This is a genomic window from Moraxella sp. CTOTU47915, from assembly GCF_031986685.1.
Lineage (GTDB): Bacteria > Pseudomonadota > Gammaproteobacteria > Pseudomonadales > Moraxellaceae > Faucicola > Faucicola tetraodonis.
Genome location: NZ_DAMAAE010000001.1, coordinates 1 through 20,828, shown reverse-complemented (window position 1 = coordinate 20,828; position 20,828 = coordinate 1). Strand labels below are relative to the sequence as shown.

The 20,828-nt window shown below is 43.4% G+C and carries 17 protein-coding genes; 15 read left to right on the top strand and 2 right to left on the bottom strand.

Annotation, left to right across the window (positions count from 1 at the left end):
• The first annotated feature begins 106 nt into the window (after positions 1-106).
• The 15 genes from hrpA to lpxA all read left to right on the top strand — a co-directional run bounded on the left by hrpA (position 107) and on the right by lpxA (position 19,026).
• Positions 107-4,300 (top strand): ATP-dependent RNA helicase HrpA, encoded by a 4,194-nt coding sequence (gene hrpA / locus RTL34_RS00085; RefSeq protein ID WP_312114218.1) that lies wholly within the window; start codon positions 107-109, stop codon positions 4,298-4,300.
• Complete coding sequence (locus RTL34_RS00080; RefSeq protein WP_312113620.1) at positions 4,287-4,763, top strand: hypothetical protein; 477 nt, start codon at positions 4,287-4,289, stop codon at positions 4,761-4,763. The genes hrpA and RTL34_RS00080 overlap by 14 nt, the downstream gene beginning before the upstream one ends.
• 139 nt (positions 4,764-4,902) lie before the next feature.
• The gene (rimO, locus tag RTL34_RS00075) at positions 4,903-6,390 is read left to right on the top strand and encodes a 30S ribosomal protein S12 methylthiotransferase RimO (RefSeq protein WP_198510998.1); all 1,488 of its coding nucleotides are present in this window, start codon (positions 4,903-4,905) and stop codon (positions 6,388-6,390) included.
• Positions 6,391-6,404: 14 nt separating this feature from the next.
• A complete protein-coding gene (locus RTL34_RS00070; RefSeq protein ID WP_312113617.1) occupies positions 6,405-6,749 on the top strand; it encodes a DMT family transporter in 345 nt (114 codons plus the stop codon).
• A 197-nt stretch (positions 6,750-6,946) separates the two neighbouring features.
• The gene (pyrH, locus tag RTL34_RS00065) at positions 6,947-7,675 is read left to right on the top strand and encodes a UMP kinase (RefSeq protein ID WP_095355537.1); all 729 of its coding nucleotides are present in this window, start codon (positions 6,947-6,949) and stop codon (positions 7,673-7,675) included.
• A 39-nt stretch (positions 7,676-7,714) separates the two neighbouring features.
• Positions 7,715-8,269 carry a ribosome recycling factor gene (frr, locus tag RTL34_RS00060; RefSeq protein ID WP_007116803.1) on the top strand — a complete coding sequence of 185 codons (555 nt, stop codon included), beginning with the start codon at positions 7,715-7,717 and terminating at the stop codon, positions 8,267-8,269.
• Positions 8,270-8,313: 44 nt separating this feature from the next.
• Positions 8,314-9,054, top strand: coding sequence for a polyprenyl diphosphate synthase (gene uppS, locus RTL34_RS00055; RefSeq protein WP_312113605.1), 741 nt, complete (start codon positions 8,314-8,316; stop codon positions 9,052-9,054).
• Positions 9,055-9,073: 19 nt separating this feature from the next.
• Positions 9,074-9,961, top strand: coding sequence for a phosphatidate cytidylyltransferase (locus RTL34_RS00050; protein WP_312113603.1), 888 nt, complete (start codon positions 9,074-9,076; stop codon positions 9,959-9,961).
• Positions 9,962-10,225: 264 nt separating this feature from the next.
• Entirely contained in the window at positions 10,226-11,446 is a 1,221-nt protein-coding gene (ispC, locus tag RTL34_RS00045) for a 1-deoxy-D-xylulose-5-phosphate reductoisomerase (protein WP_312113601.1), read from the top strand.
• Between the two features lie 129 nt (positions 11,447-11,575).
• A complete protein-coding gene (rseP, locus tag RTL34_RS00040; RefSeq protein ID WP_312113599.1) occupies positions 11,576-12,943 on the top strand; it encodes an RIP metalloprotease RseP in 1,368 nt (455 codons plus the stop codon).
• A 332-nt stretch (positions 12,944-13,275) separates the two neighbouring features.
• Positions 13,276-15,669: an outer membrane protein assembly factor BamA gene (bamA, locus tag RTL34_RS00035; protein WP_312113597.1), complete on the top strand. Its 2,394-nt coding sequence runs from the start codon at positions 13,276-13,278 to the stop codon at positions 15,667-15,669.
• 13 nt (positions 15,670-15,682) lie between these two features.
• A complete protein-coding gene (locus tag RTL34_RS00030) occupies positions 15,683-16,195 on the top strand; it encodes an OmpH/Skp family outer membrane protein (protein ID WP_282840980.1) in 513 nt (170 codons plus the stop codon).
• Between the two features lie 109 nt (positions 16,196-16,304).
• Entirely contained in the window at positions 16,305-17,357 is a 1,053-nt protein-coding gene (gene lpxD / locus RTL34_RS00025; RefSeq protein WP_312113593.1) for a UDP-3-O-(3-hydroxymyristoyl)glucosamine N-acyltransferase, read from the top strand.
• Positions 17,358-17,486: 129 nt separating this feature from the next.
• Entirely contained in the window at positions 17,487-18,002 is a 516-nt protein-coding gene (gene fabZ, locus RTL34_RS00020; protein WP_312113591.1) for a 3-hydroxyacyl-ACP dehydratase FabZ, read from the top strand.
• A gap of 247 nt (positions 18,003-18,249) precedes the next feature.
• Complete coding sequence (gene lpxA, locus RTL34_RS00015) at positions 18,250-19,026, top strand: acyl-ACP--UDP-N-acetylglucosamine O-acyltransferase (protein WP_065252572.1); 777 nt, start codon at positions 18,250-18,252, stop codon at positions 19,024-19,026.
• 107 nt (positions 19,027-19,133) lie between these two features.
• Here the strand turns inward: lpxA and tgt are convergent, their stop codons facing one another.
• Both tgt and RTL34_RS00005 read right to left on the bottom strand, forming a co-directional pair.
• Entirely contained in the window at positions 19,134-20,270 is a 1,137-nt protein-coding gene (tgt, locus tag RTL34_RS00010; protein WP_076776002.1) for a tRNA guanosine(34) transglycosylase Tgt, read from the bottom strand.
• Positions 20,271-20,337: 67 nt separating this feature from the next.
• Complete coding sequence (locus RTL34_RS00005; protein ID WP_312113585.1) at positions 20,338-20,790, bottom strand: hypothetical protein; 453 nt, start codon at positions 20,788-20,790, stop codon at positions 20,338-20,340.
• Positions 20,791-20,828 lie beyond the last annotated feature (38 nt).

The following is a 20,828-nucleotide window of genomic DNA, read 5'->3' as shown; positions in this document are numbered from 1 at the left end:
ATGTTTACCATAAGAATAGCCTAAGTGAATGAAAGAACTTATATCGACTGCTGTACCATTAAATGATTATCAACCAGACAAGCCTCAAAATGTGAAATTACCTGTCATGGCAAAAGACAGCTATTATCTGTCACGCCTTGCCCAACAGTTAAAACAAATCAAAGACAAAGAAAGTGAAGACTATACGTCAAGATTTGACCGCTATCAAAAACAACTCAAACACTCGCAAGACAGGGTGCAAAGCCGTATTGCCAGTCTGCCAACGATACATCTAAACGAAGACTTGCCCGTCAGCCAACAAGCCGATAGACTCATCAAAGCCATCCAAGACCACCAAGTCATCATCGTGGCAGGGGAGACAGGCTCAGGCAAAACTACCCAATTACCTAAGATTGCCATGCTCGCAGGGCGAGGGGTAACAGGGCAAATTGGACACACACAGCCAAGACGATTAGCGGCGCGTAGTGTGGCAAATCGCATTGCTGAAGAATTAGGGGAAACGCTCGGACAGACACTCAGCTTTAAAGTGCGTTTTACTGAGCAAGGCTCATCCGATTCCATTGTCAAACTGATGACCGACGGTATTTTGCTTGCCGAAATGGCGCATGACAAGTTTTTGAGCCGCTATGATACCATTATCATTGATGAAGCCCACGAGCGCAGTCTTAACATTGACTTTATCATGGGTTATCTCAAGCGTTTATTGCCAAAACGCCCCGATTTAAAGGTGATTATCACATCGGCAACCCTCGACACAGCAAGGTTTAGCCAATATTTTTCTAGCGTTGATAGTAAAACCAAACAAGCGACGCCCGCGCCTGTATTTGTGGTTGAAGGTCGCAGTTATCCCGTGGAAGTGCGCTACCGTCCGTTGACGGAGGAGATTGTCACAGGTTCGGATGATGACAGCTTTGATGATGTCGAAGATAACTTGCCGCGAGCGATTACCGCAGCGGTGGAAGAGTGCTACCAAGACGCTGCCAGTAAAGGGCATGCTGACCAAGCAGATATTTTGATTTTTGCGGCAACAGAAGCGCAAATTCATGATTTGGCAGATATTTTAAATCAATATGCCCCCCGTCATACCCAGATTTTGCCGTTATTCGCCCGTCAAAGTTTTGCCGAGCAGCAGCAGATTTTTCACCCGACAGGCGGACGTCGCATTATCATCGCCACTAACGTTGCCGAAACCGCTTTGACTGTACCCAATATCCGCTACGTCATTGATTTGGGATTTGCTCGGATGTCACGCTATGACTATCGCTCGCGGGTACAAAGACTGCCGATTGAAGCGATTAGCCAAGCTGCCGCCAATCAACGCAAAGGTCGCTGTGGTCGTATCGCGGCAGGCGTTTGTATCCGTTTATATTCAGAGGAAGACTTTACCAGCCGCCCCGAATTCACCGAGCCTGAAATTCTGCGTACCAATTTGGCGTCGGTGATTTTGCAAATGGCAAACTTGAGTCTGGGTGAGGTAGAAAACTTTGACTTTATCCAGCCACCCGACAATCGACTGGTTAATGATGGGCGTAAACTATTAGAAGAATTGGGTGCGATTGCCACTAAAAAAACTGAAAATAGCCTAAGCATAGCTAATAACAATAGCAAAGGTCAATCCAAACGCCATCCCAATCAACTTACCAAAGTCGGTCAAATGATGGCAAAAATGCCTATTGACCCTCGTTTGGCACGTATGCTGATTGCAGGTGAGCAATACGGTTGTCTCAAAGAGCTATTGGTAATTGTATCGGGCTTGTCAGTGCAAGACCCTCGAGAACGCCCGAGCGATAAGCAAACCCAAGCCGACCAAAAACACGCATTATTTCGCCAAGCCGACAGCGATTTTTTATTTTATCTTAGTCTTTGGCAGGCAATTCATGGGGCCTTATTTCAAAGCAGTGGATTTAAAAGCGGTGGTATTGACCGTCAAAAAAATGCAACGCTAGACGATGAAGCCGCGCCAATCGCGCAAAGCCCGTATGAAAACGACAAACTAACCAACAGCCAACGTAAAAGTTTTGCCAAAAAACATTTTTTAAGCTCGCCGCGTTTACGTGAATGGCAACAAACCCATAGCCAGTTGTTGCAAATGGTGGATGGGTTAAAATTAACCATCAACCAAGAGCCAGCCAGTTATGTGCCTATTCACCGCGCATTGCTCACGGGTCTGCTGTCGTTTATTGCCCAAAAAGTCAATGACGTCGACAAAAGCGGCAAGCTAATCAAAGCCAAACGCGGCGAGTATGTCACCGCGCGTCAGCACAAAGCCAAGATTTTTCCTGCCAGTACCTTGTTCAAACAAAATCCGCTATGGGTGATGGCGTTTGAGGTGGTTGAGACCTCGCAGGTGTTTATGCGCACCGCTGCCAAAATCGAGCCAGAGTGGATATTGGCGATGGCAGGGGATTTGCTCAAATACCATTATTTTGAGCCGCATTGGTCAGCCAAAACGGGGCATGTCAAGGCATACGCCCAAATCAGCTTGTTTGGTCTGATTGTGGTACACAAACAACTGATGAATTATGAGCGGGTTAATCTTACCGAGTCTCGAGAAATCTTTTTGCGAGATGCCTTGGTGTTGGGCAATTTAAATGCCCCGTCCACAGGGGATGGTAAAAAGGGCAAATTGCCGCCATTTTTGCAGCATAATATAGATAAAGTCGCTGATGTCTCTTTGATTGAAGATAAGCTGCGACGTCGAGACTTGCTGGTTGATGAAGAGCAATTATACGACTTTTATGCCAAGCGAGTGCCTGAGCATATCGCCAGTCGCAAAGTATTTGAAGATTGGCGAAAAGAAGTAGAAAAAACGGAGCCACAGTTTTTATTTTTTAGTGATAAAGATGTGCTCAATGAACAAGCACCCGCTACCCAAGCTTTCCCAGAAACGTGGCAACTGGGTAATCTGAAACTACCCCTGTCGTATATTTTTGACCCGACTAGCGACGATGATGGCGTGACCATTAAAGTCCCGCTCGTTGCCTTACCACAGGTTGATGCGGTTGAATTATTATGGGGTATTGCAGGGTGGCGCTATCAGCTGGTTTTGCAGCTATTAAAGACGTTGCCAAAAGATATTCGCCGGCAAATCGTGCCTGTGCCCGATACCGCCAAACAAATTTTTGACACGCTTGAAAAAAACCACCATGGCGGACTGCTAAGGCAACTGTGCCAAGCCTTAAACCAGCGCGGCGTGCGTGGGGCAAACAACCAACTTGTAGAGCCAAAAGACTTTAACCCAAGCGAGGTTGAAACCTATTTGCAGCCACAAATTGCGTTGGTCGATGACAAAAACCGCCTGATTGAAAAAGGGCGAGATATTGACGCATTAAAACTGCGTCATCAAGTCACCACAAGTCAAGCTGTCGCCAGTGGTAAAGGCGTACATAGCGAGTTTCCCGAGCATTTTAACTTTATGCAAAACCGCCACAGTGCAGGCGTGATGATCAAGCAGTTTTCGGCGCTGGTTGCTGATGGGCAGCCAAGCTATAGCGATAAAAAGGCCGTGTCTATTCAGCAGTTTACCGATGTCAGTGTGGCACTCAACAAACACCGTCAAGGCTTGCTTGCTTTAATCGGCAATGAACTTGGCGCAAAAGCCAGACAGCTTACCAGCCAAATTGATAAAAACTTTAAACTTGCCTTTGCCCCACTCGGTGAGCTTGATAGACTCAAAGATTTGCTGATTCATGCCACGCTTGATGCCACTTTTGAAAAATTTGTTGCAGCGTTTGACCATGAAAAATTCACGGCAGGGATTCATGATAAAGAGTTGGTGATAGCCATCAATCAGTTGCCTTTGACGTTGGATGAATTTAACCAAGCCAAAGCCGTGGTGCTTGCCAATTTCTTAAGCGTTGGGCAAAGTGTACTAGCCCAGCTAAAATTGGTGTATGAGCAGTGGCAGCAGGTTCGCCAAAAACTGCTGTTACTTGACCGTGATATTTTTGAAGAAAGTATCGAAGATATCGAAGACCAGCTTGATGATTTGAGTTTGTCGGACTTTGTTTATCGCATGAGTTATCAAGATTGGCAGCAATATCCGCGTTATTTGCAGGCGTTGTTGGTGCGTCTTGATAGGCTTGAGCACAATTTGGATGCCGATCTTGATGCCGTGTATCAGCTTGATAAACATATGGAGAGGCTGTCTGTTAAGGGTAATGATGAGAAACTTATGCCGTATCGTTGGTTGGTTGAGGAGTTTCGGATTCAGCTGTTTGCCCAGCCGATGAAAACCCGTGTGCCAGTCTCAGATAAACGCCTAGAAAAATTGTGGGATGAGTTGAATGTTAAACATTAAAACAGTATTTGTAACTATTTTACTCCCATTCATCAGTTTAAATGTTTTAGCGATTGAACCAAAAACTATCACTAAAAATCACGGTTTATCACACTTAAATGATAAACCAAGTGAAAAGATTACCATTGGTATTAAACCGTTTTTTGACCCAAAAATGAGAAAAATTATTATCAATGATTTAAACTCATTAGGTGGATTCGATGCAGTAGAACAAAATGTGGGTACTAAAAATATTCGCTATATTGTTGAAAATCAATTGATTCAGCAAGGCAATATCTCTGTTATAAAGTTTGATATGGTTGATACAGTAACCCAAACATCTTTATACGGTATCCAGCAAATACCAATCAAAGATTTTTCACAATCAAGAATAGTAAGTCACAAAATTGCAGATAGGATTTATGAGTTGGTTAACACTAAAAGGGATTTTAGTTTAAAGATAAAATACGTTTCTACAAATTGAAAAATTCTTGAACATGATTTTTTAATTGATAATGCTAAAAATGGAAGTGATGGTTGAACGAAACAATCGTGATAAAATTTGGTAATTTATGCTAAACCTAGTAAAATAGTAAGATTAAATTATTTTCAAAGTGACGTCTATGCCAAGCCAACCGCAAGTTTTTAATCCCCAGTCTACCAATAAACCTGCCACCCACCATCAAGCCAATCATAACGAAAACCGTACTGTAGGTCAAAGCGCCAGCCAAACGGCGCACCAACTTGCTCAAGATATAGTAACGACAAAAGCGCCTAAGATTGGTTTTGTATCGCTTGGCTGCCCCAAAGCCTTGGTGGATAGCGAGCGCATTATCACCGAGCTTAGCCGTGATGGCTACCAAGTCGCCAGTGACTATGATGGCGCAGATTTGGTGGTGGTCAATACTTGTGGCTTTATCGAATCTGCGGTGCAAGAATCGCTTGACGCCATTGGTGAGGCGATTACCAAAAACGGCAAGGTGATTGTCACCGGTTGCCTTGGCAAAGATGCCGAAAAAATCAAAACCATGCACCCAGCCGTGCTTGCGGTGACTGGCGCACATGCCTATGAAGAAGTCGTCAATGCCGTGTCGCATTATGTGCCCAAACCTGCACCATCAAAAACGTACGACCCAAAAATCGACCTAATCAATGATGCGGGCATTAAGCTTACGCCAAAACATTATGCTTATGTCAAAATATCCGAAGGCTGTAACCACCGTTGCACTTTCTGTATCATCCCAAGCTTTCGTGGCGACCTCGTTAGTCGCCCGATTGACAGTATCATGACTGAAGCGGCTGCGCTCAAAAACGCAGGCGTCAAAGAGCTATTAATCATCTCGCAAGATACCTCAGCCTATGGCGTAGATCTTAAATACAAAACCAGTTTTTGGAATGGTATGCCCATCAAATCCAAATTTTACGATATGTGCGAGGCACTCAATCGACTGGGCATTTGGGTGCGTTTGCATTATATCTATCCTTACCCACATGTTGATGCTGTGGTCAAACTGATGAGTGAAGACAAGCTACTGCCATATCTTGATATCCCGTTCCAACATGCCAGCCCCAATGTGCTCAAAGCCATGAAGCGCCCCGCGCATAGCGAAAACGTATTGGAGCGCATCAAAACTTGGCGCTCGATTTGCCCCGATATTGTCATTCGCTCTACCTTTGTGGTGGGTTTCCCTGGCGAGACAGAAGAAGATTTTGAATATTTGCTCGACTGGCTCAAAGAGGCGCGATTAGACAGAGTAGGGGCGTTTACCTATTCAGAAATAGAAGGCGCGGCGGCAAACGACTTGCCGAACCCTGTGCCAGAAGCTATCAAACAACAACGTTATGAACGACTGATGGCGCTACAGCAACAAATCAGTGCCGAAAAACTGGCTGAGAAAGTCGGTAAAACCTTAAAAGTGCTGGTGGATGAGATTGATGAAGAAGAAAATATCGCCATTTGCCGTAGCTATGCCGATGCGCCAGAAATTGACGGTCACGTGTATGTAGATAATATTGATGCATCGGTTAAAGTCGGTGAATTTTTAACCGTCACCATTGATGAAGCCAATGAGTATGACCTTTTTGCCAGTTTTACAGGTGAACTGTTATAAGGATAAGGATTGTCATGTCTCAATCAATGATAGCGTATAGTCTCTTAGCGATTGCGATTATTAGTGAAGTGACTGGTTCAACTTTTTTGGCAAAATCAGAGGGGTTTAGCAAACCCTTGCCCACTATTATCACCATGATTTGTTTTGGCATTGCTTTTTATCTTCTTTCACAAGTTATCAAAATCATACCACTGGGGATTGCTTATGCCATTTGGTCAGGGGTGGGTATTGTGTTAACCGCTATCATTGGGTACTTTATTTTGGGTAATAAACTGGATTTACCCGCCATCGCGGGTATGAGCCTAATTGTATTGGGTGTGATTGTGATTAATCTGTTTTCTCATTCAGCCACGCATTAATCACGCTTTAATATAGTACCTTGAATATAGCGACTTGATAGTTTGATGGCTAAAGCCGATTGAATTCTCGAAGTTAGAGCAGGGTAAAAATTAAAATGACTGTTGAAATTATCTTTACACTATCTAAAAACCGTTAATTTTGTTAAAATTTCGCCATTTGCATTATTTGTTATCCAACAGCCAACAAGAGGTCAACCATGTCTGATAAAGCTCCCCGTTACCAACGTATTTTGCTCAAACTCTCTGGCGAGGCCCTGGCAGGCAAAAATGATATGGGGATTGATTCAGGCGTATTAGACAACATGAGTCTTGCGATTGCGCACTTGGTAGGATTGGGTGTGCAAGTGGGTATCGTGGTCGGTGGTGGCAATTTGTATCGTGGCGCTGCGCTACAAAAACAAGGCTTGGTGGGCCGTGTCACAGGCGACCAAATGGGTATGCTTGCGACCGTGATGAATGGCTTGGCGATGCGTGACGCCCTAGAGCGCCGTAATATCAAATGCCGTTTGATGTCAGCCTTGCCAATTGGTGAAGTGACTGAAAACTACAGCAGCCGCAATGCCATTCGCTATTTAAAAAACAATGAAGTGTGTGTGTTTGTCGCAGGTACCGGCAATCCGTTTTTTACCACGGATACCGCAGCATGTTTACGTGGCATCGAGATTGAAGCCAATTTAATCCTAAAAGCCACCAAAGTCGATGGCGTGTATAACAAAGATCCAAATAACCATGACGATGCCGTCAAATACGACGAACTCACCTTTGACCAAGTGCTAGATCAAAAATTGGGGGTGATGGATTTGACTGCGATTGCGTTGCTGCGTGAGCATAACGTACCGCTGCAAGTATTTGATATGGCAAAACCCAACGCGCTGCTTCATGTGGTGATGGGCGAGGCAGAAGGCACCAAAGTTATCAATTACTAATTTCTAAATTTGACATACAGAGTTTTAAAAGGATGCAACATGATTAACGATATTAAAAAACAAGGTGAAGACAAAATGAAAAAGGCGATTGAAGCCTTGGAAAATGCCTTTAGTAAATTACGTACAGGGCGCGCCCATCCTGGTATTTTACAGGGTGTGATGGTGTCTTACTATGGCTCTGAGATGCCACTTAATCAAGTGGCGAGCATCAACGTTGAAGACTCGCGTACCCTGTTAGTGCAGCCTTTTGACCGTAGCATGGTGCAGGCAGTGGACAAAGCAATTCGTGAATCAGATTTGGGTCTCAACCCAATGAGCGCAGAAGTGATTCGGGTACCACTACCCGCATTGACAGAAGAAACCCGTAAAGATATGCAAAAATTGGCACGTCATGAAGCCGAAGAGCGCCGTGTTTCCGTGCGTAATGCCCGCCGTGATGCCAACAATGCCTTAAAAGCCTTGGTAAAAGACAAGCAAATCTCAGAAGACGATGAACGCCGCGCCAATGACGACATCCAAAAAATGACCGATAAATACATTGATAGCATTGATAAAATGCTCTCTAGCAAAGAAGCAGAGTTAATGGCCGTTTAATCGTTGTTTATCCAATAAAAGAACCAATTAATAAGAAGTAGGTCATGGTTGAGTCAAAGGCAGCAATGCCACAACATATTGCCATCATTATGGATGGCAATAACCGCTATGCCAAAGCACATGGGCTACCAACCGGTGGCGGGCATATTGCCGGCAAAGATAATTTAGACCCTTTGGTTGAGCATTGTATGGATATTGGTATACGTGCGTTGACGGTGTTTGCTTTTTCTAGCGAAAATTGGCAGCGCCCAGCCAGTGAAGTGGCGCTATTGATGAAGCTGCTTGAGCAAACCGTCCATGACCAATTACCGCGAATGCTGCGTCACCAAATTTCTTTGCGCTTTATCGGCGATAGGGATGCCTTGACGCCGCATTTACGCGCGATTATGCAAGATGCAGAAGAGCAAACTGCCCATTTTACTAAAATGAGTTTGGTGATTGCTATCAGCTACGGCGGTCAATGGGACATCGTCAATGCCTGCCGCCAAGTTGCCAAGCAAGTGGAACAAGGCGCGCTTACTGCCGATGCCATTACCCAAGACGATTTTGCACGCCACCTGTCACTATCGGATTTACCAGCCGTTGATATGTTAATCCGTACAGGGGGTGATTACCGCATTTCTAATTTTTTACTTTGGCAATGTGCGTATGCTGAGTTATTTTTTACCGAAACGCTTTGGCCAGATTTCAAGGCGGCTGAATTAGACCAAATGATTGATATTTTCATGGGTCGTGAGCGTCGATTTGGTAAGACCAGCGAGCAAGTATTAGGTTTGGGCTTTTAATTAATCAATAGGAATTGTCATGTGGGAACGCATTAGAACCGCCATTATTTTGTTAGTGATTGTTGGCGTTGCAATGTTTGCCACCCGCGAGCCTATTTTGATGTTGCCGCTATTGTTAGTCGGTGCAGGCTTTGGGGCTTTTGAGTGGTCAAAGCTCATGCCGTCACTTGAACAAAATCCCGACAGTTATGTACCGCCTACCACCCAAATTCCCACCAAACCTGCCAAACCAATTGATTATATGTATACCCTTGTGATGCTAGGGATTGTCAGTGTGTTATTGGTAATGGCAAAGCTAACTGGTAGTATAGCCTCTTGGGTATTTTTTTGGATGGTTGCGGCGCTGATTTGGTTGGTAGCGATTGGCTGGATTCGTCGTTATCCCAACAATACGCAAGCTTGGTATGGTAAGCAGTTATACGTCATCGGTATGATTATACTGTCATCCGCCATTACTGCGATGTATTATCTGTGGTCACTTTCAGCTTGGTGGCTGCTATATGTGTTTGTATTGGTGTGGTGCGCGGATAGCGGTGCTTACTTTGTCGGACGAAAACTTGGTAGACGCAAGATGTCCCCGCACGTCTCACCCAATAAAAGTGTGGAAGGCTTATTAGGTGGACTTGCCACGGGCACGCTTGTGGTGATTGGCGTCTCTTTTGGCTTGTTAAACGATTGGTCTATGCTGGCTATTGGGTTGTTTTTGCTCTTATCGTTGCTCACTATCATCATGTCCGTGTTCGGTGATTTATTTGAAAGTATGCTAAAGCGCCATGCAGGCGTCAAAGATGCCGGGGCATTGTTGCCAGGGCATGGGGGTATTCTTGATCGCATTGACTCGCAGCTTTCAGCCGTGCCAATTTTTGCGTTGGGGTTTTGGGCGATGAAATTTTACGGCTTAATTTAATGCTACATTGCGTTTATTTTTCAAAAATTTTCACATCTGCTTAATATTAATTTGTTCAATTCCAATCTAGCCAATATCAATTTGTTTAATTCACTAATCAATGCAAGCTTGTGTTTCATCCAATCTTTTTTGCGCAACTGCTTGTCGATTGATGCTTAAAAATCTTCTCGCGTGTTAATATGCTTATAACAGTGGTAATTTGCCGCTGTAAACGTAAAATGTTAGGTTTAACCGCCGTCTGCCCCAACTTACTAGGTCATTGTAATGCTATCTTCAACTCACACTATACCGCAAAAAAACATTGCTATTATGGGCGCAACTGGCTCTATCGGCGATAGTACGCTATCGGTCGTCAGTCAGCATCCTGATTTGTATAACGTGGTCGGGGTGACAGGGTTTTCACGGCTGGATAAACTGTTGAGCATTTGCCAGCAATTTAAGCCAAGCTATGTTTGTGTTGCCAAAGAAAAGGAAACAGCATTTGCGCAGATGCTCAGCGAGGCTCATCTAAGCTGCAAGATTTTGATTGGTGAGCAAGGTCTGGTTGAGCTTGCCACGTTAGCAGAAGTGGACATGGTGGTTGCGGCCATCGTCGGCGCTGCAGGCTTGCCGTCAACACTGGCAGCGGCTAACGCGGGCAAAACGATTTTGCTTGCCAATAAAGAAGCGTTAGTCATGGCAGGTGAGCTGATGATTAAAGCCGTCAAGCAGTCAAATGCCAAATTGCTCCCAATTGATAGTGAGCACAATGCCATTTTTCAATGTTTGCCTACTGCAGTACAACAACAACGCAATGCCATTCATGATGATAACCATGGTATTAAAAAGCTTTGGTTAACCGCCTCAGGTGGGCCATTTTTACACAAAACACTTGACGATATGAAAGGCGCCAGCGTGGCGGAAGCTGTCAAGCACCCGAACTGGTCCATGGGGCAAAAAATATCAGTAGATAGTGCCACCATGATGAATAAAGGCTTGGAGCTGATTGAAGCGAGTTTTTTATTTGATATGCCCGTCTCTGAGATTGAAGTGGTCATTCATCCGCAAAGTATCGTGCACTCTATGGTTGAATACAACGATGGTAGTTTTTTAGCGCAGCTAGGCAGTCCTGATATGCGTACCCCCATTGCCCATGCTATGGCATACCCCAATCGTATCAGCAGTGGGGTGGAACGATTAGACATTTTTAAGTTAAGTAATTTAAATTTTGTCCGACCTGATTTAGAAAAGTTTAAATGCCTTGGGTTGGCTTATCAAGCCATGCAACAAGGAAGCTATGCGTGTATCGCATTAAATGCCAGTAATGAGATAGCCGTTCAAGCGTTTTTAAATGGTGACATCTGTTTAACCGATATTGCCGATATCAATGAAAAAGTGCTATTGCAAGCTGAAAAACAGCCGATTGGGTCATTGCAAGCGATTTTGGCGGTCGATAAACTAAGCCGCGAACAAGCACACCAATGTATTGCCGATTTAAACGCTTAAATAATGCTTAAAAAAAGCTTAAAAATAGTTGGCAACACTGGTTGATAATCGTTAAAAATGACTACATAACTTATTAATATACCGATAGTTAAATTATTTTTAGCCTGTGATTTTGTCAAAAGGATACCCATGAATTTCATCTTGACCGTTTTAGCTGCGATTGTGGTACTAGGACCTTTGGTTGCGCTACATGAGTGGGGGCATTACATTGTTGCTCGGCTATGCGGTGTCAAGGTATTGACCTATTCAATTGGGTTTGGTCCAAAGCTGCTAAGCTGGACCAGTAAAAAAACGGGGATTAATTACGCTGTCTCTGCGATTCCGCTTGGCGGCTATGTCAAAATGCTCGATGAGCGAGAAGGCAAAGTTAACCCGGCCGAACGTCATTTAGCCTTTAATACCCAACAACCTTGGAAAAAAATCGCCATCGTCGCAGCAGGTCCGGTGATGAACTTACTGATTGCGATTTTTTTGTATTGGCTGTTATTTATCACCCCAACCCAAGTATTGGCGACCAAAGTCGGCAGTATTTTGCCCAATTCACCCGTCAGTCAAACCAGTCTCACAGTTGGTGACGAAATTGTTGCGGTTGATAATAAACCCATCCAAAGTTGGCAGGATATTAACTATGCGTTAGCCGATCGTATGGGCGAGTCGGGGCAAGTTAATTTAACGGTGAATGGCGCGCAAGGTCAAACCAATGTCGCCGTGCCGATACAGCGCTTTATGAAAGCAGAAGCGGGTAAAGCAACCAATCCGATTGATAGTCTAGGTGCGATTCCGTGGCAACCAAAAATTCCTGCGGTGGTCGGTGAAATTGTCCCAAATAGCGCTGCTGCCCGTCAAGGTCTGCAAGTCGGTGATACCATCACCCGTGTCAACGGTCAACCGGTGAGCGATTGGCTGGCGTTTTCACAGGTTGTCAAATCAAGCCCCGAGCAGTTATTAACCCTTGAAGTGCAGCGCCAAGGCAAAATCATCACCTTACAAATCATGCCACAAGCAAAAAAAGATACCATGGGCAATCGATTTGGACAAATTGGCGCAGCGGCAGCCACATCTAAGATTACGCCGCCACCTGAGTATATAAAAACCATTCAATATACCCCCATCCAAGCAGTGGAAAAATCCGTGCATCAAACGGTCGATTTAAGTGCCATGACCCTCAAATCAATGGGTAAAATGTTGACGGGCACCATTGGGGTTGAAAACCTATCAGGTCCCATTACCATTGCCAAAGTTGCCAATCAAAGCTTTAGCATCGGTTGGGAAGCGGTATTGTCGTTTATGGCGATTATCAGTCTAAGCCTTGCTGTGCTCAATTTATTACCCGTGCCTGTACTTGATGGCGGTCATATTGTCATGTATGCCTATGAGGCTATTTTTGGTAAACCCATGCCTGAGAAAGTACAAATGATGGGAATGAATATTGGTTTAGTTTTGCTTGCAGGTTTCATGCTGTTGGCGATTGGTAACGATATCTCACGCTTGTTTTAATCGACCCAAATTTGGCTAAAATATTGATTTATAGTTTTGTTTTTTCGCTAGACTTTACGCAAAATTTAGCTTACCTTATGCCAGTAAAATTTATTTACGGATCTCTTGTGCTTTGATAATACAAGCTACACATCAAAGACAAACTATTACTAGAAGTTTAATCAAGTCACCCTTTTTGATAGCATTTGTCATTTTTAGCAAACTAAACTTAGATTACCAAATTTAGATTATCAAATCTAGATAATGATTTTTGGATAACTAATTTTGGATACCTAAAAGTGACAGGTTTCATGCATTATCTTTGGGCAGTCGTCAATTCGGAAACAAGTTATATGCGAAATTCAGCGTTATTTTTGGTTGCACCGTTAGCACTCGTTACCTCGTATGCACAAGCGGCAAATTTTACCGTGAGCGATATTCAATTTAATGGATTGACACGGGTATCCGCTGATAACCTCTATCCCGTGCTTGCTGTCAATACCGGTGAAGTAGCAAACGATACCAATATCGCAGCTAGTATCAAAGCCCTCTATGAAACTGGCAATTTCTCAGACGTTAAAGCATCCCAATCAGGCAATAAATTGGTATTTGACGTGGTAGAGCGCCCAATTATCGCAAATGTCACTTATGACGGTAATAAACTGATTCCAAAAGAAGCATTGACCGAAGGCCTAAAACGTATTGGCATCGTAGAAGGCAATGTGCTAAAACAGGCGACAGTTGAGCAAGTGCAAAATGAGCTAAAACAGCAATATAATCAGCAAGGTTATTATAATAGCGAAGTTAAAGTGACCCAAACGCCCTTAGACAATAACCGCGTTGCGCTTAAATTTAATTTTGTTGAAGGTAAAGCGGCGCGTGTTGTCGATATCAAGGTAATTGGTAACAAACATTTTAGCGACAAAGAAATCAGACAGGCGATGAGCATCAAAGAAAGCTCATGGATCAATGTGATTAGCAAATCTGACCGCTATGCCAAAGAAAAGCTTGCGGCAAGTTTAGAAAATGTCACCGCCATGTACCAAAACGCGGGCTTCGTCAAATTCACCATCAATGATGCCACTATTAATTTAAGTCCAGAAAAAGACAAAGTGTTTATTGAGCTCAATCTTACTGAAGGTGAGCAATATAAATTTGGTAATGTCAACTTTATGGGTACGCCCAACTACGATACCGACAAGCTTCGTAAGCAAGTAGCATTTAAGCCAGGTGAGCGTTATTCACAACGTCAAATGACGACAACTTTACAAAATCTTGGCACACTGTATGGTAACGATGGCTACTATTTTGCCCAAATCCGCCCAGTGCCCCGTATCAATGAGGACACTCGCACGGTAGATGTCGATTTCTTTATTGATCCTGTGCGTCCTGTGTATGTGCGCCGTATCAATTTTACCGGCAATAATAAAACCGCAGATGAAGTATTGCGCCGAGAAATGCGCCAAATGGAAGGCGCATTGGCCGCCAATGAAAAAATCGATTTGTCGCGCACGCGTTTGATGCGTACAGGCTTCTTCAAAACTGTCAACATGGATGTCAAACCTGTCCCCAACACCCCCGATCAGGTAGATATCAATGTCGCAGTAGAGGAGCAGCCATCAGGTACCAGTACCATTGCGGCTGGTTATTCACAAAGTGGTGGTATCACCTTCCAAGCAGGTTTAAGTCAATCTAACTTTTTGGGTACAGGTAATCAGGTCAATATTTCGTTATCGCGTTCTCAGACGTTAGATAGTTATAATTTGGGCTATACCAACCCGTACTTTACGCCAGATGGGATATCGCAAAGTGCCAGTATCTATACACGCAAAACCAAATATGACAGAAAAAACATTTCAAACTATGTAACAGACTCGTATGGTGGCACCTTAGGTTTTAGCTACCCGATTGATGAAAATAAGAGTTTAAGTGCTGGTCTCACACTTGATAGTACCAAAATCAAAGCAGGCGCTTTGTTAGCGGTATCAAACTATCAATACTTAAAAGACGAGGGCAATCTTGAAATAGGTTCAGACTCCGATGGCAATGAATCATTCGAATCAGACCCATTTAATACCGCGAGCCTAAATTTAGGCTGGAATATGAACACGCTTGACCGTGGGCGTTTTCCAACCAACGGTATGTCCCATAACGTCAATTTAGAACTGGCCTTTGGCGATGCCACTTACCAAAAACTGGTCTATCAAGGAAACTACTATCGCCCATTCCTAAAAAATACCGTACTACGCGGTTATACCAAGTTAGGATATGGTAACGATTTACCTTTCTGGAAAAACTTCTTTGCAGGGGGTTATGGCTCAGTGCGTGGTTATGAGAATGCCACTTTAGGTCCTACCAGTAATCGTTATTACCCAGTGAAGAATTATAATGGGGTCGATAATTACCCAGAAGAGATTGGCGGTAATGCACTCGCGCAAGTGGGTACTGAATTAATCTTGCCGATGCCGTTTAAAGGCGATTGGGCAGACCAAATCCGTCCCGTGTTATTTGTTGAAGGGGCACAAGTGTTTGACACCACCAATAAATATGACCAAAAAATCACAGTGGGTGGCAATACCGTATCGCTATTAAATGAAAAAGACAATAACATGCGTTTTAGCGCGGGTGCAGGCTTCACTTGGATTACCCCAATTGGTCCAATCTCATTAAGCTATGCCGTTCCGCTCAATGATAAAGATAAAGATAAAGTCGACAATGTACAGTTCGAAATTGGACGTACATTCTAAAAGGTCTATGTATATGAAAATAATCACTCAGTTAGCCACAGCAAGTATTTTAAGTGTATTGGCAATGCCAGTGTTTGCCAATACCGTTGCGGTTTGGAATTCCCAAGTTGCCATTAACAATACTAACATCGCCAAAACCAAAATTGGCGTGGTGCAAGCGGCGGTCAAACCAAAGCAGCAGCAGCTTGATAGCTACAAAGCCACCATTGAGCGTTTGCAAAAACAATACGCCACGCAAAATGCTCAGATGACCCAAGCACAAAAGGATGATTTGCGTAAGCAAATTCAAACCAACCTACAAAACTATGAACAGGTTGCCAGTCAAATCCAGTCCATCATTGATACCAATGAGGCAGAAGTGATGCAGCGAATTGCCCCCAAAATCCAAGCCATTAAAGAAAATATTGTGCGTCAAAAAAATATTGATGTGCTCATTGATAATCGTGATAGAACCGTTAGTTATGTCAAACCTGAATGGGATGTAACGGCAGATTTTACCAAAGCGATTAACGATCAAGTAAAATAATATTTTTTAAGCTCAGAGGTTTTAGCAAAAACGCAATATTCGACTATTGCGTTTTTTATTTTGTGTGTAAAATTAAGGCAAATTTTAAGCAAACGATTGGAGTAATCAAATGGCGTTCACCATCGCACAAATTTTGGATTTTTTAGGTAGTGACGTCATTGACCAAGGGGATGTACAAACCGACCAAAATTTGCAGAAACAAATTTCTAAAATCGCTGCCCTTGAGGATGCCACCGACAGCGATATCACTTTTATTGCCAATCCTCTATTTGAATCAAAATTGCAAACCACGGGCGCGGGCGCCGTGCTAGTCCCTGCATCCTTGCAGGAAAAATGCCCAAGCCATAGCGTCGCCATCGTGGTCAAATCACCTTATGCCGCGTATGCCAAACTGACCGCATTGTTTGAACCGACGCAAGCGTATCATCAGACAGTCAACCCTAATTTATCGGACAGTTTGATTCACCCGACGGCCATTTTGGGTAACAATCTGCAGTTGGGCGACAATGTGCGTATTGGGGCGTATAGCCAAATTGGTGATAACTGCGTCATTGGTGATGGCGTCAAGATTGATGCCCAAGTCAATATTCAGCCCAATGTCGTGATTGGCGAAGGTAGCTTAATCGCGCCGCACGTGTACATCGGTCATGATTGTGTATTGGGTAAACATGTCAGCTTGCATAGTCATGCCAGCATTGGCAATGACGGGTTTGGCTTTGCCCCTAGAGGCAGTACAGATGAAGCAGGTTGGCAAAAAATTCACCAATTAGGACGAGTGATACTGGGCGATCATGTCAGCGTAGGCAGCCACACCTGTATCGATCGTGGTGCGCTGAATGATACGGTTATCGGTAATCATGTCATTATCGATAATTTGGTGCAAATTGCCCACAATGTGAAAATTGGTGCTGGCACGGTGATTGCAGCATGCGTGGGGATTGCTGGCAGTACAGAAATTGGTAAACGCTGCATGATTGGCGGGGCATCAGGTTTTGCAGGTCATATCAAAATTTGTGATGATGTCACGATTACTGGCATGACGATGGTAACCAAATCGATTCACCAACCGGGGGTATATTCTTCAGGCATGCCAGTGATGCCCAATAGCTTATGGAAAAGAGCCTATATTAATTTTAAGCAACTTGGCAAACCAAAAAGTTAATCGTTACCTTTATCCATCAAATAATTTGAGAAAACAACTGTAAACTCAATCTTAAAACCGTTACAATGGTTGTTTTTCACAAATCTATTTTTTTGATAAAGATGATTTAAAAGTATAAAGGATATATCCATGGATTTTGATAAGTTGCTTGATGAAGACATCGCTGACCTTGCACAGCTTGGGGTGACGTTACCTATCAATGCCGTTGTGTTACGTGATTATCTCCCTCACCGTTATCCTTTTATGCTATTAGACAGAGTCACTGCGGTAAAACCCAATGAATGGATTACCGGTCTTAAAAACATCACCATTAACGAGCCTTTCTTTAATGGTCACTTTCCTGAAGAGCCTATCATGCCAGGCGTGTTAATGATTGAAGCCATGGCGCAGGTAGCGGGTGTACTAGGTTTTATCAGCAAAAATGTTAAACCAAGAGATGGTTATATTTATCTGTTCGCTGGGGTCGATAAAGTGCGTTTTAAACGTCAAGTCATCCCCGGTGATCAGCTCATTTTACGTGCCGAAAAAACCATGGAGCGTCACAGTATCTATAAATTTAGTTGCACAGCGTGCGTGGGTGATGAGTTGGCAGCCAGTGCAGAAATCACCATTGCAGAGCAGCGTACCCAATATCACCAGTCATGACTTTAACGTCATTTTTACATGGCTTGAATAAGGCGCGTTTGAGTAAGCTATAACGATAAAATCTGTTTAAGTTAAGCAAAATCCTTGATAAAAATGGCATACTTTAGTAAAAATGCTATAATGTCGTTTTTATTTTAACCTACTGTTTATAGTTAGCTTTGCCTATGGTTTCAGCTAAATCTATATATTTAGTTATTTTTGATGTATTTAGTTCTTCTTGAATAGTAGGCTGGTATAAGGATTTTTCATGACGATTCACCCAACGGCGATTATTGATGCCACTGCAACGATACACCCGTCGGTCAAGATAGGGCCGTATTGCATTATTGGTGAACATGTCACAATTGGCGCACAGACTGTGCTTCACCCCCATGTCGTCATTAGCAAGTTTACCCGTATCGGTGAGCGTAACCAGATTTTTCAATTCGCTAGCATCGGCGAAGACTGCCAAGATCTCAAATACCAAGGTGAGGAGACGTGGCTAGAAATCGGCGATGACAATCGCATTCGCGAAGCCTGTAGCATTCATCGCGGCACGGTACAAGATAAAGGCATCACACGCGTTGGTAGCCGTAATCTGTTTATGGTCAATACCCATATTGCGCACGATTGCGTGATTGGGAGCGACAACATTGTGGCTAATAATGTGGGGATTGCAGGGCATGTCCGCATTGGTAACCATGTGATTGTTGGTGGTAATTCAGGTATTCACCAATTTTGTAGCATTGATGATTATAGTTTGATTGGTGGTGCAAGCTTGATTTTAAAAGATGTTGCGGCTTTTAACATGGTATCGGGTAACCCTGCCAAAAGCCATGGTCTTAATATCGAAGGCATGCGCCGTAAAGGTTGGTCAAAGCAGACTATTGATTATCTGCGACAAGCTTATCGGGTGATTTTCCGTTCAGGACTGACCAAAGAAGAAGCCATTGTAGCAGTGACCGAGCAGCTATTACCCCAAGAACCTTTGGTACAATTGCTATTGGATTCCCTGATTCATAGCGAACGTGGCTTAGTCAGATAACGTGGTAAGATAAGGTAGTAAGGAAAGATAGCGTTGCTATTTAGCGTATCCACAGCAGCTTATAAAAAGTAAAAAAGAGCCAAATCGGCTCTTTTTTTTAGGTCTTTTTAGGTCAAATGCAAATCAGGTTTTGGTAAGTTTTGCTGCTGATAAAAAGTATCGACAAACGCATCAAACTTATCATCTTCAATGGACTGACGGATATCTGCCATCAAGCGCTGATAGTAACGCAAATTGTGTATGGTGCCCAACTGTGCCGATAGCATTTCATTGCACTTGAACAAATGATGCAAATAGGCGCGGCTAAAATTCTGACAAGTATAACAATCACATTCGCTATCAAGCGGACTTTGATCAAAACGGTGCACCGCATTTTTAATTTTAACCGCGCCAAAAGTGGTGAAATAATGACCATTTCGTGCATTACGTGTTGGCATCACGCAATCAAACATATCAACACCGCGGCGTACCGCTTCCACGATATCTTCAGGTTTACCCACACCCATCAAGTATCTGGGCTTGTCGGCTGGCATATCATCGGGTAAGTAATCAAGCACCGCCATCATTTCTTCTTTTGGCTCACCGACTGACAGCCCGCCAATGGCATAGCCATCAAACCCAATATTTAATAGACCTTCTAAGGATTTTTCACGAAGGTTGCGATACATACTGCCTTGGATGATACCAAACAAAGCATTCTTATTACCCAGTTTTTCATGCTCATTTTTACAGCGCTCGCCCCAACGCAGCGATAATTCAAGCGATGTATCCGCTTCGCTAGGCGTTGCAGGATAGGGCGTGCATTCATCAAACTGCATGACGATGTCTGAGTTCAGTGAGTATTGAATTTGCATTGATATTTCGGGGGATAAAAATACTTTTGCGCCATCAATCGGCGAGCGAAAATGCACACCTTCCTCTTTGATTTTACGCATTGCGCCCAGACTAAAAACTTGAAAACCACCCGAATCGGTTAAAATCGGCTTGTTCCAACCGATAAAGTCATGTAACCCGCCAAATTTGTCAATGACATCGGTCGTTGGGCGCAGCCACAAATGAAAGGTATTGCCCAAGATGATTTCGGCGCCGATTTCGTGGATATCGCGCGGCAGCATGCCTTTGACGGTGCCATACGTGCCGACAGGCATAAAGGCAGGGGTTTGCACATCGCCATGAGCGAGATGAACCGTACCACGGCGAGCACGGCTCTCGCCTGTAGCGTTTTTATGTAAGGTGAATTGCATATTTTGCTTTAGTAAGTTTTGCTAAAAGGCGGTATTATACCATTAACTTACGTGGCTGAAAATGCTATTAATTTTTAGTTTTTTTAATATCAATAGTAATAAAAAATAACAGGTAAGACAAAACACAAAACGTGCTAACCGCATAAATAATCACCACCCAAAGCGATTGCTTTTTTCTGTGTTCAATATGCTTGACTGCATCGGCATAATCATAAATTACTTTGCCATCGATTGAAAGTTCGTATAAAAGACGTGTGGCATCGACTTGCGATGTTTTTTGTAATGATGCCCAATCAAGGCTAACTGTTTGATTTTCTAAAGGTAAATAGTTATGCAAACAATCTTGAATATAAGGTGTGAATGGACATTGATAAAATCGTAAAGTATTTTCTGATACCACCGCCATATTTGGCAAATAGATAAGTTTGCTGTTGATTTGTTGATAAGGGGTGAATTTAGCCGTACCTTGCGAGTGAAAAAGTTCAGTTTTAGCAGGAATTGGATAGGTTGTGTTGAACATTTAATATACAAAAGGACATAATGAGGAAATTTTGATAA

Excerpts from the sequence above, each read along its gene's own strand:
- hrpA (WP_312114218.1), top strand. The coding sequence starts at position 107 with ATGGCAAAAGACAGCTATTATCTGTCACGCCTTGCCCAACAGTTAAAA.
- RTL34_RS00080 (WP_312113620.1), top strand. The coding sequence starts at position 4,287 with ATGTTAAACATTAAAACAGTATTTGTAACTATTTTACTCCCATTCATC.
- rimO (WP_198510998.1), top strand. The coding sequence starts at position 4,903 with ATGCCAAGCCAACCGCAAGTTTTTAATCCCCAGTCTACCAATAAACCT.
- RTL34_RS00070 (WP_312113617.1), top strand. The coding sequence starts at position 6,405 with ATGTCTCAATCAATGATAGCGTATAGTCTCTTAGCGATTGCGATTATT.
- pyrH (WP_095355537.1), top strand. The coding sequence starts at position 6,947 with ATGTCTGATAAAGCTCCCCGTTACCAACGTATTTTGCTCAAACTCTCT.
- frr (WP_007116803.1), top strand. The coding sequence starts at position 7,715 with ATGATTAACGATATTAAAAAACAAGGTGAAGACAAAATGAAAAAGGCG.
- uppS (WP_312113605.1), top strand. The coding sequence starts at position 8,314 with ATGGTTGAGTCAAAGGCAGCAATGCCACAACATATTGCCATCATTATG.
- RTL34_RS00050 (WP_312113603.1), top strand. The coding sequence starts at position 9,074 with ATGTGGGAACGCATTAGAACCGCCATTATTTTGTTAGTGATTGTTGGC.
- ispC (WP_312113601.1), top strand. The coding sequence starts at position 10,226 with ATGCTATCTTCAACTCACACTATACCGCAAAAAAACATTGCTATTATG.
- rseP (WP_312113599.1), top strand. The coding sequence starts at position 11,576 with ATGAATTTCATCTTGACCGTTTTAGCTGCGATTGTGGTACTAGGACCT.
- bamA (WP_312113597.1), top strand. The coding sequence starts at position 13,276 with ATGCGAAATTCAGCGTTATTTTTGGTTGCACCGTTAGCACTCGTTACC.
- RTL34_RS00030 (WP_282840980.1), top strand. The coding sequence starts at position 15,683 with ATGAAAATAATCACTCAGTTAGCCACAGCAAGTATTTTAAGTGTATTG.
- lpxD (WP_312113593.1), top strand. The coding sequence starts at position 16,305 with ATGGCGTTCACCATCGCACAAATTTTGGATTTTTTAGGTAGTGACGTC.
- fabZ (WP_312113591.1), top strand. The coding sequence starts at position 17,487 with ATGGATTTTGATAAGTTGCTTGATGAAGACATCGCTGACCTTGCACAG.
- lpxA (WP_065252572.1), top strand. The coding sequence starts at position 18,250 with ATGACGATTCACCCAACGGCGATTATTGATGCCACTGCAACGATACAC.
- tgt (WP_076776002.1), bottom strand. The coding sequence starts at position 20,270 with ATGCAATTCACCTTACATAAAAACGCTACAGGCGAGAGCCGTGCTCGC.
- RTL34_RS00005 (WP_312113585.1), bottom strand. The coding sequence starts at position 20,790 with ATGTTCAACACAACCTATCCAATTCCTGCTAAAACTGAACTTTTTCAC.